Origin of the sequence: Actinoallomurus sp. CA-142502 (assembly GCF_050936355.1) — a bacterium.
Lineage (GTDB): Bacteria > Actinomycetota > Actinomycetes > Streptosporangiales > Streptosporangiaceae > Actinoallomurus > Actinoallomurus iriomotensis.
This window is the reverse complement of record NZ_JBNJMY010000001.1, coordinates 4,907,965-4,924,031: the sequence shown is the minus strand read 5'-3', so window position 1 is coordinate 4,924,031 and position 16,067 is coordinate 4,907,965. Positions and strand designations below refer to the sequence as shown.

Annotated in this window: 14 protein-coding genes and 1 pseudogene; 5 read left to right on the top strand and 10 right to left on the bottom strand. The window is 70.5% G+C overall.

Annotation, left to right across the window (positions count from 1 at the left end):
- Positions 1 to 35 precede the first annotated feature (35 nt).
- Positions 36 to 695, top strand: a complete 660-nt coding sequence (locus ACQEV1_RS23480) for a class I SAM-dependent methyltransferase (RefSeq protein WP_433396120.1) — start codon at positions 36 to 38, stop codon at positions 693 to 695.
- 75 nt (positions 696 to 770) lie between these two features.
- The gene (locus ACQEV1_RS23475) at positions 771 to 1,577 is read left to right on the top strand and encodes an acyl-CoA thioesterase (protein WP_433396119.1); all 807 of its coding nucleotides are present in this window, start codon (positions 771 to 773) and stop codon (positions 1,575 to 1,577) included.
- A gap of 220 nt (positions 1,578 to 1,797) precedes the next feature.
- On the opposite strand, the gene ACQEV1_RS23470 is transcribed toward ACQEV1_RS23475, so the two are convergent.
- The gene (locus tag ACQEV1_RS23470; RefSeq protein WP_285619212.1) at positions 1,798 to 2,655 is read right to left on the bottom strand and encodes an endo alpha-1,4 polygalactosaminidase; all 858 of its coding nucleotides are present in this window, start codon (positions 2,653 to 2,655) and stop codon (positions 1,798 to 1,800) included.
- A gap of 399 nt (positions 2,656 to 3,054) precedes the next feature.
- Between ACQEV1_RS23470 and ACQEV1_RS23465 the strand changes: the two genes are divergently transcribed.
- Positions 3,055 to 3,384: a hypothetical protein gene (locus tag ACQEV1_RS23465; protein ID WP_433396116.1), complete on the top strand. Its 330-nt coding sequence runs from the start codon at positions 3,055 to 3,057 to the stop codon at positions 3,382 to 3,384.
- 64 nt (positions 3,385 to 3,448) lie between these two features.
- Here ACQEV1_RS23465 and ACQEV1_RS23460 read toward each other — a convergent pair whose 3' ends face one another.
- From ACQEV1_RS23460 to ACQEV1_RS23450, 3 genes are all read right to left on the bottom strand, one after another.
- A complete protein-coding gene (locus ACQEV1_RS23460) occupies positions 3,449 to 4,858 on the bottom strand; it encodes a glycoside hydrolase family 28 protein (protein ID WP_433396114.1) in 1,410 nt (469 codons plus the stop codon).
- Positions 4,859 to 4,872: 14 nt separating this feature from the next.
- Positions 4,873 to 7,758, bottom strand: a complete 2,886-nt coding sequence (locus tag ACQEV1_RS23455) for a glycoside hydrolase family 35 protein (protein ID WP_433396112.1) — start codon at positions 7,756 to 7,758, stop codon at positions 4,873 to 4,875.
- A 128-nt stretch (positions 7,759 to 7,886) separates the two neighbouring features.
- A complete protein-coding gene (locus ACQEV1_RS23450) occupies positions 7,887 to 8,879 on the bottom strand; it encodes a LacI family DNA-binding transcriptional regulator (RefSeq protein WP_433396110.1) in 993 nt (330 codons plus the stop codon).
- 107 nt (positions 8,880 to 8,986) lie between these two features.
- Here ACQEV1_RS23450 and ACQEV1_RS23445 point away from each other — a divergent pair.
- Both ACQEV1_RS23445 and ACQEV1_RS23440 read left to right on the top strand, forming a co-directional pair.
- Positions 8,987 to 9,082: pseudogene (locus ACQEV1_RS23445) on the top strand (helix-turn-helix domain-containing protein); the annotation flags it as partial.
- 274 nt (positions 9,083 to 9,356) lie between these two features.
- Complete coding sequence (locus tag ACQEV1_RS23440; RefSeq protein ID WP_433396108.1) at positions 9,357 to 9,908, top strand: RNA-guided endonuclease InsQ/TnpB family protein; 552 nt, start codon at positions 9,357 to 9,359, stop codon at positions 9,906 to 9,908.
- Positions 9,909 to 9,951: 43 nt separating this feature from the next.
- On the opposite strand, the gene ACQEV1_RS23435 is transcribed toward ACQEV1_RS23440, so the two are convergent.
- The 6 genes from ACQEV1_RS23435 to ACQEV1_RS23410 are packed head-to-tail and all read right to left on the bottom strand — an operon-like array spanning position 9,952 to position 16,050.
- Positions 9,952 to 11,037 carry a Gfo/Idh/MocA family protein gene (locus ACQEV1_RS23435; protein ID WP_433396106.1) on the bottom strand — a complete coding sequence of 362 codons (1,086 nt, stop codon included), beginning with the start codon at positions 11,035 to 11,037 and terminating at the stop codon, positions 9,952 to 9,954.
- Positions 11,038 to 11,039: 2 nt separating this feature from the next.
- Positions 11,040 to 11,882 (bottom strand): amidohydrolase family protein, encoded by an 843-nt coding sequence (locus ACQEV1_RS23430; protein WP_285619224.1) that lies wholly within the window; start codon positions 11,880 to 11,882, stop codon positions 11,040 to 11,042.
- Positions 11,873 to 12,346, bottom strand: a complete 474-nt coding sequence (locus ACQEV1_RS23425) for a VOC family protein (RefSeq protein ID WP_433396103.1) — start codon at positions 12,344 to 12,346, stop codon at positions 11,873 to 11,875. The genes ACQEV1_RS23430 and ACQEV1_RS23425 overlap by 10 nt, the downstream gene beginning before the upstream one ends.
- A complete protein-coding gene (locus ACQEV1_RS23420; protein WP_433396101.1) occupies positions 12,343 to 13,572 on the bottom strand; it encodes an ABC transporter permease in 1,230 nt (409 codons plus the stop codon). Before ACQEV1_RS23420 ends, ACQEV1_RS23425 begins: the two co-directional genes overlap by 4 nt.
- Complete coding sequence (locus ACQEV1_RS23415) at positions 13,562 to 15,076, bottom strand: sugar ABC transporter ATP-binding protein (RefSeq protein ID WP_433396099.1); 1,515 nt, start codon at positions 15,074 to 15,076, stop codon at positions 13,562 to 13,564. Before ACQEV1_RS23415 ends, ACQEV1_RS23420 begins: the two co-directional genes overlap by 11 nt.
- On the bottom strand, positions 15,070 to 16,050 hold the full coding sequence (locus tag ACQEV1_RS23410; protein ID WP_285619231.1) for a sugar ABC transporter substrate-binding protein: 981 nt from the start codon (positions 16,048 to 16,050) through the stop codon (positions 15,070 to 15,072). Before ACQEV1_RS23410 ends, ACQEV1_RS23415 begins: the two co-directional genes overlap by 7 nt.
- Positions 16,051 to 16,067: the final 17 nt, after the last annotated feature.

Below are 16,067 nucleotides of genomic sequence, written 5' to 3'. Positions count from 1 at the left end.
GGCGGCCGTCCCATCCGGCGGTTAGGGTGACGCTCGTGGACTGGCGGGCCTGGCACGACGAGTACGACCGTCCGGATTCATCGCTGGCCCGGCGGCTGAAAGTGGTGCGACGACAGGTCGGCGCCGCTTTGGACGCCTGCCCGCCCGGGCCGCTGCGGGTCGTCAGCCTGTGCGCCGGCCAGGGCCGGGACCTGCTGGACGTGCTCGACGGCCATTCCCGCCGGGCCGACGTTCGAGCGCGGCTGGTGGAACTGGACGAACGCAACACCGCGTCTGCCTCGGCGGCGGTCGAAGCCGCGGGGCTCGACCAGGTGGAGGTGCTCACGGCCGACGCCGCGCTCATCGACCATTACCGCGGCATGGTCCCGGCCGACGTGGTCCTGATGTGCGGCCTGTTCGGCAACCTCACCGACGAGGACATCCAGCGCACCATCACATTCGGCCCCCAGCTCACCAAGACCGGAGGAACCGTCATCTGGACCCGGCATCGCTCGGCCCCCGACCGCGTGCCGCTGATCTGCGACTGGTTCGAACAGTCCGGGTTCGAGCGGCTCTGGCTGTCGCCGCCCGACGCGGGCTTCGGGGTCGGCGTGCACCGCTTCACGGCCGAACCACGACCTCTGGCGGCGGGCGAGTCCATGTTCACCTTCGTGGGATACGACCTGCTCGGACGGAGGGCGACCGACGCCGAGTAGCGATGCCGCGCGGGTCCGCGCGCCCGGTCTGGGGGAGAATGTCCCGCGCCCGCCTCGTCCGGACGAAAGGGACCCGTGACCGACGCAGCGCTGTTCTGGGACTCACTCGAACTCCAACGACTCGACGGCGATTCGTTCCTCTCCGCCCCGCAGGACGGCGCGCTGGAGCGGTCCTTCGGCGGGCAGGTGGCGGCGCAGGCCCTGCGTGCCGCGGGTCTCACCGTCGACGCGCGACGGCGGGCGCACTCCCTTCACGCCTACTTCCTGCGGCCCGGCCGGCCGGGCCTGCCGCTGCGGTTCGAGGTGACCCGGACGCGCGACGGACGCGCCTTCTCCACGCGCGACGTCACCGCCCGCCAGGAAGGGAAGCCGATCTTCGAGATGATCGCCTCCTTCCACGATCCCGAGCCGGGTGAGGACTGGCAGGCGGCCGCTCCCGCGCCCGTACCGCCGCCCGACGGTCTCCGCCCGGTGCGGCTGTCCCTGCTGTTCGGCGACGACCAGCCGGTCGAGATCCGGCCGGTCGCCCCGCCCGAGGGTCCCTTCCCGGTCGCCCATCCCTTCTGGGCGCGGGTGACGACGCCGGTCGGCGCGGATCCGGCACGGCACGCGTGCGTGCTCACCTACCTGTCGGACCTCGCCGTCGTACGGGCGGCCCGGTCGCCCGAGTCCGGGGCACTGGGAGTGAGCCTCGACCACGCGGTCTGGTTCCACCGCCCGCCGCGCGTCGACCAGTGGCTGCTGTACTCCATGAACCCCGTCGCCCACGTGGGCGCCCGCGGCCTGGCTCAGGGCTCGGTACGGACCCTCGACGGAACCCTGGTCGCCTCGGTGGCCCAGGAGGCCCTCCTGCGGGAACCCGGCGACTCGTCGCGACGATGACCACGGCGCGATGGCGCCGGATGACAACGCACGTAGTCCGGGTTCCGATGAGCTTCCCGAACGCCCGCCTGTCGATCATCTGACCACCTCTTCCCGTAATCGGTTCGACCGATTACGGGGCGTGCCATGCCGATCTGACATCGGCCGAACCGCTTACATGCGACGGGCCCCACCGGAACGCCGAGGAGGCGATCCGGCGGGGCCGGTACGGCCGGAACGGTCAGACGCCGCGGCAGGGAACCCGGTAGGCGGTCAGGTCCAGGTCCTTCTTCAAAGAGTTGAAGTTCTGCGCGTTGGCCTTCGAGCAGAACTTCGAGGTGGCCAGGTCGTACTCGACGTTGAAGACGGCCTTGCCCGCGGCGACGTACTTGTCATAGCCGTAGCCGCCGGTCTGCGCGCTGGTGCACTCGCCGTAGGTCCAGCACTCCTCGTTGAGGGCCCAGTCGAAGTACGGTTGGAGGGTCTTGAGCTGGCCGTTGTCGTTCTTCAGCCCGACCGACAGACCACGGCTGTGCGCCTGGTTCGCCAGCCAGGCGTTGAAGTTCAGCTGGTCGTTCGCGGTGAGCGGGAAGCCGGAGTCGTTGGTGTAGCCGTCGACGTTGTCGAACTCGATGGCGTCGAAGCCCTTGGACGCGCACATGTCCATGCGCGCCTTGAGGATCGTGCCGAGTGTTCCGGCGTACTGCCGGATGTCCAGCCAGCGCTCGCCCGCCCAGCCGTCGACGTCGTCGCCGAGGACGCCGCTCGGGAACTTCCCGGCGTCCGGCCGCCAGTCCTCGTACGTGCCCGCGCTGATGTAGCAGACGACCTTGCGGCCGGACTTGGTGGAGTGCAGCTGGGAGACGTCACCGGCCGTGGCGTCGAAGCCGTCGATGTCGTACATGGTGACGTCCAGGTACGGCGCGGACGGCACCGATGAGAGCTGCCACTGCCAGCTGGTGTTCAAGGCCGGATGCCAGCAGCCGGCACACGAGACCGGAGCCGGGAGGGCGGCGGCGGCCTGGACCGGCACGGCCGGCGCCAGACAGGTGAAGAGGGCCGCGAGAGCGGCGACGATGAGGCGTACTCGATGACGCATGAACGCTCCTCGTGAGACGGAGAACCACGGGGCGGCATGCGTGCTGTTCCGCACTCCCCGTACTCACCGGCCCCGGCATCACCGCGGCGGCAGGGGTGGCGTCGCCCATGGGGATCCGCAGGACTGACGCCAGCACGCGAAAGATCGCTCCTTCCGTCGGCCAGCAGAGAGGATCGCCCATCGACGGGTCTCGCGCAACCCTTTCCGGCGAGAAAGCGAGCGACCTGCCGTTTCGCCGTTTCGCGGCGGCCGCGGCCCACTCCGGGTCGAGTCGGCGAACTTCGTTCGCGGCCCGCGCGTCACGACATGAAAAATTCACGAGTCATCATCGGTAAACCTTTCCGAGCGCGCCCACGTCTTACCCAATGAAACGTTCGGAGGCTTTTCGAAAGGAGCCCGATGATCAAACGACTCGTCGCCGCCGGAGTGACCGCGGCCGGCATCGCCGCGGCCTCGGCCACAATGGCCGCCCCGGCACACGCCGACGTCGTCTGCACTCCCGACACATTCTTCATCCTTTACGCCGGCGGAACGCCGACGAGTGAGTGCACGGAAGGGCACGACGTCACGTATGACATGCCCTCCGTCGGCGTCGACCTCATCCGGTCCGGCGACCACCGCGGCTACCTCGTGCGCGCGGACAACGGCACGCACGTGGGCTTCAAGAAATACCAGGAGAAGTACTTCGGTCCGGCCGGGATAGTGTTCTCACAGATCCATTTCGACTGAAATTGAACTGCGTGGCGGCGCTCCGCGCGCTCCCGCCGCCACGCATCGCTGCATTCCGCGAAAATCAACGAGTCATGGGCTCGCCGTTGACCAGGACGTCGCGAATTGACAGGCCCTCGACGTACTGGATCTGGCTGTCCTGCTGGATTTCGCTGAACACGCAGTCGCGGAGCCGGACATTCGTGATCGGGTCGCGTTCGTAGCCGACCATGCTCGCGACGGCACGCGCCTTGTCACAGGTCAGGTCGCGCACCTCGACGTTGCGCACGATCGGGTCGTGGTCCCCGGTGTCCCCCTCGCCGTGGTTGAGGTTCATGGAGATGAACTCGTGGTTGATGCCGCTGACCGCGATGCCCCTCAGGTAGATGTTCTCGATCAGCCCGCCGCGCACCGAGTTCGTCTTCACGTAGAGGCCGTAGTGCAGATCGGAGCCGCCCATCCGGCAGTTCCTCACGTACACGTTCGCCACGCCGCCCGAGGTCTCGCTGCCGATGGCGATCGCGCCGTACCGGTTGATCATCTCGGTGTCCTCGATGAGCACGTCCGAGCACGGGACGCCGACCCGGCGGCCGTCGGCGTCGCGACCGGACTTGATCGCGATGCAGTCGTCGCCGACGTCGAACGAGCAGCCGCGGATCACCACGGACCGGCAGGACTCCGGGTCGCAGCCGTCGTTGTTCGGGCCCTTGCTGACGACGGTGACGTTCTGGACGGTGACGTTCTCCGAGAGGACCGGGTGGATCTCCCACATCGGTGAGTCGACGATCGTGACCCCGTCGATGAGGACGTTCCGGCACCGGTAGAACTGGATGAAGTTCGGCCGCAGGTCGGATCCGGCGCCGAACACCCGTTGCTTCACCGGGACACCGTCGGCGGCCATCTTCTGCAGCGTGGCCCACGCCGCGTCCGCCGCGTCGTCGCCGTTCCAGGACCACCAGTTGTCGTACCCGGCCTGGCCGTCGAGCGTGCCCGATCCGGTGACCGCGATGTTCTCGCGGCCGTAGGCGTAGATGAGCGACGAGTAGTTGTAACACTCGATGCCCTGCCACCGGCTGTAGACCACCGGCAGGTAGTCGGCGGGGTTCGTGCTGAAGGTGATCCGCGCGCCCTTCTCCAGGTGCAGGTCGACGTTGTCCAGCAGGTGGATCGGCCCGGTCGCGTACGTACCGGCCGGGACGATGACGTGCCCGCCGCCCGCGGCGTTGCAGGCCTTGACGGCCCGGTCGAACGCCTCGGTGCACGCGGTCCGCCCGTCGCCCACCGCGCCGTAGGAGGTGACCGGGAAACGGCGGTCCGGGAACCGCGGCGGCCGCACGCGCCGCGCGATGCCCTCGGCGTACCCCCACCCGGGCCGCCCGTGGCCACCGGTGGTCGCGGCCCCGGCGGGCCCGCTCACCGCCACGGCGGCTCCGGCCAGGAACAGGCCGCCGGCCGTCCCGAGCACCGTCCTGCGCGACCAGTCGTGTGAGGTCATCGGGGGGATTCCTTTCATCGCGAAGAATCGGAGACGGGACCGGCGTAGTCGCCCTCCCGCACGAGCGAGACGTCACCGAGCCCGCCGGAGCCGTCCAGGCCCCAGGCCGCGATCGCGATCGTGTTCTCGCCGTCGGTCCGCAGGATTCCGGCGGGCACCTGGAACACGTGCTGCGGACCCACGTCATTGATGTACCGGCCGACCTGCCAGCCGTTGACGAAGATCAGTGCCCGGTAGTGACGTGCCGCGTCGTCGTCGATCCGGAGCCCGACCGGGACGTCCTGTCCCTTGGGGACGTTCAGCCGGAACGTCGTCCGGTACCAGCCCACGCCGGGGGTCGGCTCCGCGTGCGGCAGGCTCACCGTCGGCCAGGCCGCGTCCTGGCGGCCCGGCAGGTACCAGCCGGCCCGCTCCCCGTACAGGCCACCGTTGTTGTACGGGCCGCGCATCGGGTCGGCCGGCTTCTCGCCGCCCTGGTCGCCCTGGAGCCGCCACTTGACCGTCGTGGCCGAGCCGGTGAGCTCGGCGCCGGTGAGACCGCGCGGCTCCCGGTACGAGTCGTCGGCGGCCCGGTCCTGGTCGTGGCCCATGTTCTCGGCCAGCACGGACACGACGTTGTCCGCGCCCGGCCGGAGCGCCGAGGCGGGGAAGTCGAAGTGCTTGCTCCCGTCGCCGCCGCTGCCGAGGTAGTGGCCGTTCAGCCAGACGGCGTACGCGCCGTGGTCGGTGACCGTGGCGGACAGCGTGATGCCGGTCTGGCCTCCGGTCGCGGTGAAGTGCCCGCGGTACCACGTGTCGCCGTGGTGGAAGCCGTAGTCGTCCGGGTACAGGACCGGCGCCTTGCCGTCCCAGTACGGGTTGTCCGTCGTGGTGTGGTCGGCGGCCCGCCAGGCGGAGTCGTCGAAGCCCGGCTGGGCCTCCGGCGTCTCGTAGCGGTACCGCCAGTTCGTCAGCGCCGGCAGCGACACCGGGCGCGGCCCGGCCAGCTCCCCGCTGAGGCTGCCGGAACTCGTCGGCGTCACGCGGACCGGGCGGCCGTTCCAGCTCACCGAACGCGCGCCCTGCGGGGTGAAGACCTCCAGCGGTCCGGCCCGGTCGGTGTCGCCGGTCAGCGCGACCTCCCCGCTGCGGCCCGAGACGGATCCGCCGCGTACCAGGTAGGGGCCGCGGGCGAGGATCGGCCCGGCGCTCGTGTCGACACGCCAGAAGCTCCCGGCGGCCTGGTCGTCGCCGATCAGCAACAGCAGGTCGCGCGTGCCGCCGTGGACGAGCACGCGGGCCAGGCCGTCGTGCTCGTAGTCGAGTCGCAGGTCGTGCCGGCCGGCGTCCCAGCTCGCCCGCACCGAGCCGGACAGCACGGTGACCTTCGGCTGGGAGGCGTAGCGCAGGACGGTCTCCCCGTCCTGGCCGTGGCGGCCGTACAGCACCGCGATGTTCTGCTCGCCGGTGCCGGAGGGCTGGGCGAACGTCCCCTGCGTCATCAGCTCCGACGTCGAATAGACCAGCTCCTGGCCACCGAACCGGTACGCGGCGACGAGCAGCTTCGAGTCCCGCCCGGCGAGGGTCAGGTCGGTGCCGGGCGCGCTCGGCACGCTCGGGTAGCGGCCCACCGCGCCGAGGTCGAGCGCGAGGTGCGTCCGGTCGTCGGCGGTGGAGGTCGAGTCGGCGTGGCGCACGACGTAGAACCGCGTCCCGGTGTTCGGGTCGACCCGCGCGTCCATCCGGACCGCGGTGTTGTCCGGCGGCGCGGTGGTGAGCGGATCCGTGGTCCGCAGCGGGGCCACGGACTGGACCAGGTAGCCGAGGAACTTCTGCTCGGTGTACTTGGGAGTGAGCCGCCGCGCCTCGTCGATCGCGGCGCCGTAGTCGTAGGACGTGTAGTCGAAGTCCGTGGCGAGCCAGCCCCAGTTCGTACCGCCGTAGGTCATGTAGAAGTTCTGCATCGTCGCGCCCGCGGCGATGTTGGCCTCCTCGAAGACCCGCTCGAAGTCGGGGCCGGTCAGCGTCCGGCAGTTCTCATGGCCCGCGCCGCCCCACTGGTCGAACGCGCCGCCCTGGAACTCGGCGAAGTTCACCGGTGTGTCGGGGAGCCCCGCACGGTACTGCCCGTAGTCGTCGGGGACCGGCTTCCACTTGCCGGGCTCGGCGCAGTTGAAGCTCTGCGGGTAGACCGTGTACCCCTCGAGGTCGGCGGCGCCCGTGCCGGAGGTGAACCTGGCGTCGTTCGCGCCGGTGAACGGCACCGTGATGCCGTCGGAGCGGACCTTCTTCTCCAGCGCGCTCAGGTACGCCCGGCTCTCCTCCTCGCTCTGCTTCACGTTGTAGAGCTCGTTCTCCACCTGGTAGAGGAGCACGGGGCCGCGGCCGTCGGTGACCTGGTGCCGGGCGAGGATCCGGTCGATCCGGCCGAGCCACTCGTTCGCGGCGGCGAGGTAGGCCGGATCGGTGGAGCGGGCCTTGCCCTTGAGCGTCGTCAGCCAGCCGGGGAAGCCGCCGGAGTCGGTCTCGGCGTTGATGTACGGGCCCGGGCGGGCGATGACGTACAGCCCGACCTGGTCGGCGATGTCCAGCAGCCGGTCGACGTCACGCACCCCGGTGAAGTCGTACACGCCCTGGCGCGGTGAGTGGTAGCCCCAGTCGAAGTAGATGGACACCGCGTTGAACCCGGCGGCCTTCATCTTCTCCAGGACGTCACGCCACAGGGCGGGGCTGGGCAACCGCCAGTAGTGGAACTCACCGGACCACAGAAAGATCCGCTTGCCGTCGATCGTCAGCGAGTAACGGTCATAGCCGACCGTGTGCCGTCCGGCCCCGCTCTCGGCGTGCACGGGCCCGGCGAGAAGGCCGGTCGTCAGCAGGCACGCGAGCACCAGGGCCAGAAGAGGCCGCCGGATCGCCATCGGCCCATCCCTTCGTCGGGAAAAGGTTTTCCTAAACCCCGGTCCTATCGTGCGGTGCCACGCAGGTCAATCGTTTGATCCGGATTGGCCGACGTCGGCACCGCCCACGCTCCGGGGCGCCGCGGTCGTCAGTCCTCGGGCGGAGGAGCGGTGGAGGCCCGGGTGATCAGCGCCATCGGGCCGGCGAGGATCTCCTCGACGCTGTCGTCGGGCTTGAGGCCGTTCAGCAGCGAGACACCACGGCGACCCAGCTCCTCCAGCGGCATCCGCACCGTGGTCAGGGGCGGCGCCAGATAGCTGGCGAGGTCCAGGTCGTGCACGGCCACGATGGACATCTGGCGGGGTATCTCCAGCCCCTCCTCGCGCACCCGCTCCATCGCGCCGATGGCGGACGCCACATTGGCCACGAAGACGGCGGTCGGCGGATGGGGGTCGGCGAGCAGCGAGCCCATCGCCGCGGCCCCGCCGGCCGGCGTGTAGTCGGCGGCGGCGATCGGCCCGTCCGGCAGCCCGGCCTCACGCATCGCCGCGGAGTAGCCGGCGAACCGCCGCTGCGCCGTGTCCGCGCCGGACGGGCCGGCGAGATGGGCGATGCGCCGGTGGCCGAGCCCGACGAGATGCCCGACGGCGAGCCGGGCCGCACGCTCGTCGTCCAGGATCACGTAGCGGTCGACGGCCGGGCTGCGCCGGTTGAGCATGATCCATGGCACGGCGGCACGGTCGAGCTGCTCGATCAGCCCGGTGTCCTCCCCCGACCCCGCCAGCAGCAGGCCGTCGATCCGGCCGGGGCCGAGCAGGTCCATGTAGCCGCCCAGCCCGGCGCCGGTGGCGCTGCCGGTGACCAGCACGCACCCCAGCGCCGCGGCGGCGGCCTCGGCGCCCTTGATGATCTCCGCGTACACGGGGTTGGCGAAGTCGGGGATGAACAGCCCGAACATGTGGGCCCGCGCGGTACGGAGACTGCGGGCGGTCACGTTGGGCCGGTAACCGAGCTCCTTGATCGCCGCCAGGACCCGCTGGCGGGTCTCCGGCCGGATGTTGAGGGTGGGATCGTCATTGACCACCCGGGACACGACCGCGCGGTCCACCTTGGCCATCGCGGCGACGTCCGCCAGAGTCACACGGGCCGTTCTCATCGGCTACGTGGCGTGGAGACCCCGGCCTTGCGGCCGGGGTCTAAACGCCGCTCCCTCCTCAGAATGTCGGTGGTGGTGGTTAGCGTGCTGGCATGCGATTTCGGCTCCAGCCCACGCCCGCTCAGGAGGCGGCGTTGCTGGAGCACTGCGCGCATGCCCGGTATGTGTGGAATCTCGCAGTGGAGCAGCATCGGCATTGGCGGCCGGGGCGGGCGAGTGCGCCGGGCTATGCCGAACAGTCCCGTCAGCTGACCGAGGCCAGGAGAGAGTGCGCGTGGCTGGCGGCGGGATCGCAGACGGTGCAGCAGCAGGCGTTGCGGGATTTCGCCCAAGCCATGGCGAACTTCTTCGCTGGGACCCATCGGCGTCCAACATGGCGTAAGACGGGCATCCATGAAGGGTTCCGGATCGTCGGACAGCGCGGTAACCACTGGGATGTACGGCGGCTGTCCCGCAAGGTCGGTGAAGTTCGGATACCGAAGGTGGGCTGGGTACCCGTCCGCTGGTCCCGCGACATGCCCGCCGGACTGGGCCGAGAAGACCTCCACCGATCTGGCCCGCCGCTTCGACCTGATCCGCATCGAAGATTTGAAGATCGGCAATATGGTCCGTTCCGCACGCGGCACCATCGCTGCGCCGGGTGTGAACGTGCGGGCCAAGGCCGGACTCAACCGTTCCATCCACGCGGCCGGATGGGGTCATCTGGCAAGGCGTCTGGAGCACAAAGCGGTCGGCCGGGTGGAGAAGATCAATCCGGCGTATACGTCTCAGACCTGTCATGTTTGTGGGCATTGCGCAGCGGACAGCCGTGAGGGCCAAGCGGTTTTTCGCTGTCGCGCCTGCGGGCATACCGATCACGCGGATGTGAACGCGGCCAAGAACATCGCCGTCGGACGGACGGTGACGTGCCTGCCCCGACCAACCGACCCCGACCGACCTCCCGTGCGGGGAGCCCTCCAGCCGCTGGGCGGGGCCATGAACCGCGAACCTCAACCTGTTCCCTCCTCTCGGTAGGGGAATCGGGTTGGAATCCCCCGCCTTCAGACGGAGGAGGACGTCAAAACGAACCGAGTCTTTCACTCTCTCCGGTCCGCATGGATCGATACAGCGCGTCCATGAGATCGAGGGTACGGAGATTGTCCGCCGCCGCCGTCTCCGGCTCGCCGCCTTCGGCGATCGCGGCCAGCAGCGACCCCATCGGCCCGGCGACGGCGTCGGGCAGCCACCGGGTGGTCACCGGGTAGGGCAGCCAGCCGTCGGTCGGCAGGGTCCGGCTGTTGACCTCCAGGGTGTCGGGACGCCCGTGCGGGTAGTCGTAGAGCAGCCCGAGCGTGCCCTTGATCGCCCCTTCGGCGCCGTCGATCCGGAAGGCGGCCTCGTAGTCGCCCGTCCGGTTCTCGTGTGTGGCGTGGACCAGCGCGCGTACGTCGCCCGGATAGACCAGCGTGCTCATCGTCCGGGTCTCGCCCTTGGCGACCTGGCCGGGCGTGCGGCTCCCGGTGCAGAACACGCGCTCCGGGTCGCCGAGGATCGAGCGGACCGCGTCCAGGTAGTGGATCGAGTGGTAGGCGATCTCCAGCCGGTCGGAGGCGACGAGCCAGTCCCACGCGCTCCAGTCGGTGTAGATGTTCACGGTGAAGGTCATCGCCGTCGGCTCGCCGATCCAGCCGGCCCTGACCATGGCCCGCGCGGCGGCGATTCCCTCGTCGAAGCGCAGCTGCTGGTTCACCGCGACCTTCACGCCGCGTTCGCGGGCGAGGTCGACCAGTTCCCGGCCGGTGGCGGCGTCGGGCGCGAAGGGTTTCTGGCAGAGCAGGTGCTTGCCGGCCTCGATCGCGGTCCTGGCGATGCCCGGCTGGGCGTTCGGCGCGACCGCGATGTCCACGACGGCCACCCGTTCGTCGGCGAGCAGCTCCTCCAGCGATCCGTAGACCCGCTCGATGCCGTGGTCGCGCGCCGTGGCCCGCGCCTTGCCGGTGTCGAGGTCGAACAGGCCGGTGATCTCCAGCCCGGCCGCGCGGTAGGCGGGCAGGTGGGCGACGTCGACGATGGCGCCCGCGCCGACGACGGCGACGGGCAGCCGGTGCTCGGGCGGAATGGTGAGGTCGACGGCGGCGGCGATGGGGGCGAAGACGTCGAGCACGGTCAGCCCCCGATGCCGTAGAAGCGCGCGGCGGTTCCGCCCAGGACGGCGGCCCGTTCGGTCTCCGGCAGGTCCCGCAGCAGCACGCCGGTCTCCCTCCACACCTTGGCGTAGTCGCCGGCCAGTGTCGCCACCGGCCAGTCACCGCCGAACATCAGCCGGTCCGCCCCGAAGAGCCCGAGCGCGTGGTCGACGTACGGCCGCAGGTCCTCGGCGGTCCAGGTCTCGGGGTCGGCGGCGGTGTTCAGCCCGGAGACCTTGGCGTACACGTCGGGGTACTCGGCCGCGCGGGCGAGGAGCGAGGCCCACGGCTCCCACCCCTTCTCCCTGATCGGCGGCTTGGCGAGATGGTCGATGACCATGCGCAGGCCCGGCACGCGTTCGGCGAGCGTCGGCACGTGCTCCAGGTGCCGTGGGAGCACCGCGACCACGTCGAACGGCAGCCCGGCCTCGGCGAGCAGGCCGAGGCCCTCGATCACCGGGTCCTGGACCACCCAGTCGGGATCGGTCTCGTCGTGGATGAGATGCCGCACCCCCGCGAACTTGGGATGCGCGGCGTACCGTTCGAGGGCCCGGGCGGCCTCGGCGGGGCGGTTCAGCGGCACCCAGCCGACGACGGCGGCGATGACGTCATGGGCGTCCGCCTGCGCGAGCATCGCGTCGGTGTCGGCGTAGGTGCCGGCGGCCTGCACCAGCACCACGCGGTCCACTCCCGCGGCGTCGAGCTGTGGGAGCACCTCCGGGGGCGCGAAGGTGCGGAAGATCGAACCGGAGGCGGGCGTCAGCCACGGGTAGGAGCCCGTCTCCAGATCCCAGAAGTGCAGGTGAGCGTCGATCACGGCCATGAGTCCTCCCTCGGCGGCGGCTGTACGAGCTCCAGGGTGATGTCGTCGGGGTCGAGGAAGTAGCAGGCCGCCCCGCCCGCGTTGACTCCCGCGGTGATCTCGTTCGGCGGGGAGACGAACCGGACCCCCGCCGCGGACAGCCGCGTGTACTCCGCCCGTGCGTCCTCGACGGTGAGGGCCATGTGGGCGGCGCCCGGCAGGTGGCGCGCCGGGTCCCGGGGCGCGCCCCGTGGCCGTACGTACTCCACGAGTTCCAGGTCGTGGCTGGAGACGCCGCGGGGCTGGCCGGGGACGGCGAGCTGTGCCACGCGGAGCACGGCGTCGGGGTAGCCGACGAGCCGGCGCGTGTAGTCGTTGTCCTGGTCCTGGCGGTGCACGAGGGTGAAGCCGAGCAGGTCCCGGTAGAAGGCCACCGACCGGTCGAGGTCCGCGACGGTGAAGGAGAAGTGCCAGACGCCGTTCACCGCAGGGCCTCCTGCTTCTTCGGACCGGGTGTGGCCCGCGCCGCCGACCTGCGCCCGCCGCGGGCCTGACGCTGGCGGCCGGCGATCGTGTAGATCGCGGCGGCCACGATGAGGACCGTACCGACGATGACCCCCTGGTAGTTGGCGCCCAGGTTCAGCACGTTGAAGCCGTTGTCGAGAGTGAAAAGTATCAGCGCGCCGACCACGGACTTCAGCACGCTGCCGATGCCGCCGAACAGCGAGGTGCCGCCGAGGATGGCCGCCGCGAGGACGGTCAGCTCGGTGCCCTGCAGGCCGGTCGGGTTGATGGCGAGCAGCTTCGCGGCGAACAGCACGCCGACGAACCCGGAGCCGAGCCCGTTGAGGACGAACGCGCCGATCTTGTACCGGTTGACGTTGATGCCCGACAGGCGGGCCGCCTCGGCGTTGCTGCCCACCGCGTACAGGCGGCGGCCGATCACGGTGTGCCGCAGCACCGCCCACGTGACGGCGGCGATGACGATGAGGTAGTAGGTCGGCTTGCTGAGCCGCACCTCGTACCCGAACACCGGGTCGAGCGCGATCAGCACGACGCCCACCGCCACCGCGACGATGCCGGCCCTGCGGTCCCTCCGGCGGATCAGCACGACGGCCCCGGCCACCAGCGCGAGGACGCCGATGATCGCCAGAAGGTGCGAGAGCGTCCAGTAGCCGGCCTGCAAGGAGATCAGGGACCGCTGCGCGTCCGGGTCCTTGGCGGTGATCGTACGGCCGTTCGTGACGATGAGCACCAGGCCGCGGACGGCCGTCATGGTGCCGAGCGTCACGATGAACGCGTTGATCCCCACCAGTTGGACGATCATGCCGTTGACGACGCCGCACACGAGACCGGCGCCCAGGGCGATGGCCATGGCCAGCGGCAGTCCGAGCGAGCTCACCAGGCTGAGCGCGGTGGCCGCGGAGAACGCCGCGACCGAGGCGATGGACAGGTCGAAGTTCCCGCTGATCAGCACGACCGTCGTGAAGACGGCGAGGATCGCGACCAGCGACGACTGGTCGAGGATGTTGGTGATGTTGGTCGCCGACAGGTAGCTCGGCCGGCCCATCTGGGCGGACAGGGCCGTCAGCACGATGACGATGAGCACGAGGGCGTACACAACGCCGGCGTTGCCGGGCCGGAACGCGGCGGCCAGCCGCGAGCGGGTCGCCACGAGGGTGAGTGAGCGATGACGCGTCTCAGTCGGCATCCGGGGCTCCTCCGCCGTCGAAACCATTGGCGAGCATCAGCAGTTCCTCCTCGGAGGTCTCATGGGCGGCGCGCTCGGCGACGACGCGCCCCTCGCGGATGACGAGGACGCGGGTCGCCACGGCCAGCAGTTCCTCGAACTCGCTGCTCACGATGAGCACGGCGCCGCTCTCGGCGGTGAACCCGCGGATGAGGTCGAGGATGTCGGCCTTGGCACCGACGTCGACCCCGGCCGTGGGTTCGTCGAGCAGGAACACCCGGGCGCCGCCGTACAGCCACTTGCCGAACACGACCTTCTGCGCGTTGCCGCCGGACAGCTCGGTGACGGCGGCGTCGGGTCCCGGGCAGACGATGCCGAGGTCCTCGATGGCCCGGACGGCGCGCCGCCGCTCGGCCCCCTCCTTCGGCAGGGCCCGGCCCGAGGCGAGCGAGCACAGGTCGGGCAGGGAGATGTTCTTCCAGATCGGGAACGCCCCCACCAGGCCCTGCGCGTTCCGGTCCTCGGGGACGAGCGCCATGCCGGCGGCGACCGCGGCACGGGGGCCACGGCGAACGCGCCGCCCGTCGACGAGCACCTCGCCACGCGCGCGGGGGTCGGCCCCGTAGACCGCGTGCAGGATCTCCGACCGGCCGGAGCCGAGCAGTCCGGCGAGGCCGACGACCTCACCGGGCCGTACCTCGAAGGAGACCTCGTGCACGCCGGCCGGCGAGTCGAGGCCGTGGACGGTGAGCAGCGGCGGGCGGCCGGTCTTGACGGGCGTGGGCGCGCGGCGTTCGGCGGCGAGCAGGTCCCGGCCGACGATCGCCTGGACCAGGCGGTCCTCGTCGTACGCGGCGGTCGCGCCGTCCTCCACGACGGTGCCGTCCCGCAGCACCGTCACCTGGTCGGTCAGGTCGAGCACCTCGTCGAGGAAGTGCGAGACGTACAGGAACGCGGTGCCCTGCGCGGACAGCCGCCGGACCACGTCGAAGACCACCTGACGTTCGGCGTCGGCGAGTGAGGCCGTCGGCTCGTCCATGACGACGAGCTCGGCGCCGGTGGCCAGTGCCTGCAGGATCGCCACCATCTGCCGTTCGCCGATGGCCAGGCCGGCCACTTCGGCGTCGGGGTCGATCGCGTAGCCCACGCGGTCCAGCAGCCGGTCCAGCTCCGCGCGCCGGCCGCGCTGGAGCCGCCAGGGGCCCGGGCTGCCGAGGAAGACGTTCTCCAGGACCGTCAGCGCCGGCGCCAGCGGCACGTGCTGCATGATCGTGGCGATGCCGGCGTTCCGGGCGGCCCCGGGATTCCGCCAGCGGGCCTCCTCGCCCTTCCAGCGCATCGTGCCGGCCGTCGGCGCGTGTGCCCCCGCTATGACCTTGATCATCGTCGACTTGCCGGCGCCGTTGGCGCCCACGAGGCCGTGGACGCTGCCGGGCCGGACGTCCAGCCGGACGTCGCGGAGGGCGACGGTGCCGCTCGGGAACGTCTTGCCGACGCCCTCGAGGGACAGCAGCGTGGTCACCATTGCGGCGTGCAGTCGTTGAGGTTGTCCTTGGTGATGACCGGCGTGTCGTAGGTGACGAACGCGGCTTTCTGCTTCTTCTGGCCGGTCAGGTCCTGGTAGAGCGTGTTCAGCGCGAGTTTGCCGAGGTCCTCCGGCTTGAAGCAGACGGTGCCGGCGACCTGACCCGACTTGATCGCGTCGATGCCGAGTTTGCTGCCGCCGATGCCGATGACCTTCGCCTTGGAGCCGGCGGCCGCCACCGCCTTGGCGCAGCCGACCGACATGTCGTCGGACTCGGCGTAGAAGAGGCGGATGTCGGAGTTGGAGGCCAGCATGTTCTGGCACGCCGACTGCGCCTTGTCCTGGACCCAGTCGCCCGGCTGGCGGGCCACGACGGTGAACGTCCCGCCCTTGGACGCGGCCGCCTGGGGGAAGTCCTGCCAGCGGTTCGTGACCTCGGCGAAGCCCGCCTGGCCCTCCACGACGGCCATCTTCCCGCCGCCGGGCACGATCTTGGCCGCGAGTTGCCCCGCCTGGGCGCCGGCGGCGTACTCGTCCTGGGTGGCCAGGGCGACCAGGCTCGGGTAGACGTCCTTGAGCTTGCGCTGCTTGGGATCGCCGACCTGCGAGGCCACGGCGACCGTCGGGATCTTGGCGGCGCTGAGCCGGTCCGCCAGGCCCTGGGCGACACCGGAGTCCACGGGCAGCATGAGGACGCCGTCCGGCTGCTGGGCGATCAGGTCCTGGACGTCGTTGCTCTGCTTGTCGGCCTTGCCCTGCGCGTCCAGCTCGACGAGCCGGACGCCGAGCGTCGCGGCCTGCTCCTTGATCCCCTTGCTGATCGCCGCCGGGAAGGGGAAGCTCAGCCCGAGGTTGGAGACGCCGATCGTGTAGTGCTTCTTCCCTCCGCTCTGCGCGGACGTGGAACCGGTCGAGCTGCTGCAGGCGGTCACGGCGGCCGCGAGGGCGACCGCGACGAGGATTGGCTTGCGCACTGGGTTCTCCTGAAGGT

Coding starts and splice junctions, on each gene's coding strand:
- ACQEV1_RS23415 (WP_433396099.1), bottom strand. CDS start 15,076: ATGGTGACCACGCTGCTGTCCCTCGAGGGCGTCGGCAAGACGTTCCCG.
- ACQEV1_RS23455 (WP_433396112.1), bottom strand. CDS start 7,758: ATGGCGATCCGGCGGCCTCTTCTGGCCCTGGTGCTCGCGTGCCTGCTG.
- ACQEV1_RS23420 (WP_433396101.1), bottom strand. CDS start 13,572: ATGCCGACTGAGACGCGTCATCGCTCACTCACCCTCGTGGCGACCCGC.
- ACQEV1_RS23460 (WP_433396114.1), bottom strand. CDS start 4,858: ATGACCTCACACGACTGGTCGCGCAGGACGGTGCTCGGGACGGCCGGC.
- ACQEV1_RS23470 (WP_285619212.1), bottom strand. CDS start 2,655: ATGCGTCATCGAGTACGCCTCATCGTCGCCGCTCTCGCGGCCCTCTTC.
- ACQEV1_RS23465 (WP_433396116.1), top strand. CDS start 3,055: ATGATCAAACGACTCGTCGCCGCCGGAGTGACCGCGGCCGGCATCGCC.
- ACQEV1_RS23430 (WP_285619224.1), bottom strand. CDS start 11,882: ATGGCCGTGATCGACGCTCACCTGCACTTCTGGGATCTGGAGACGGGC.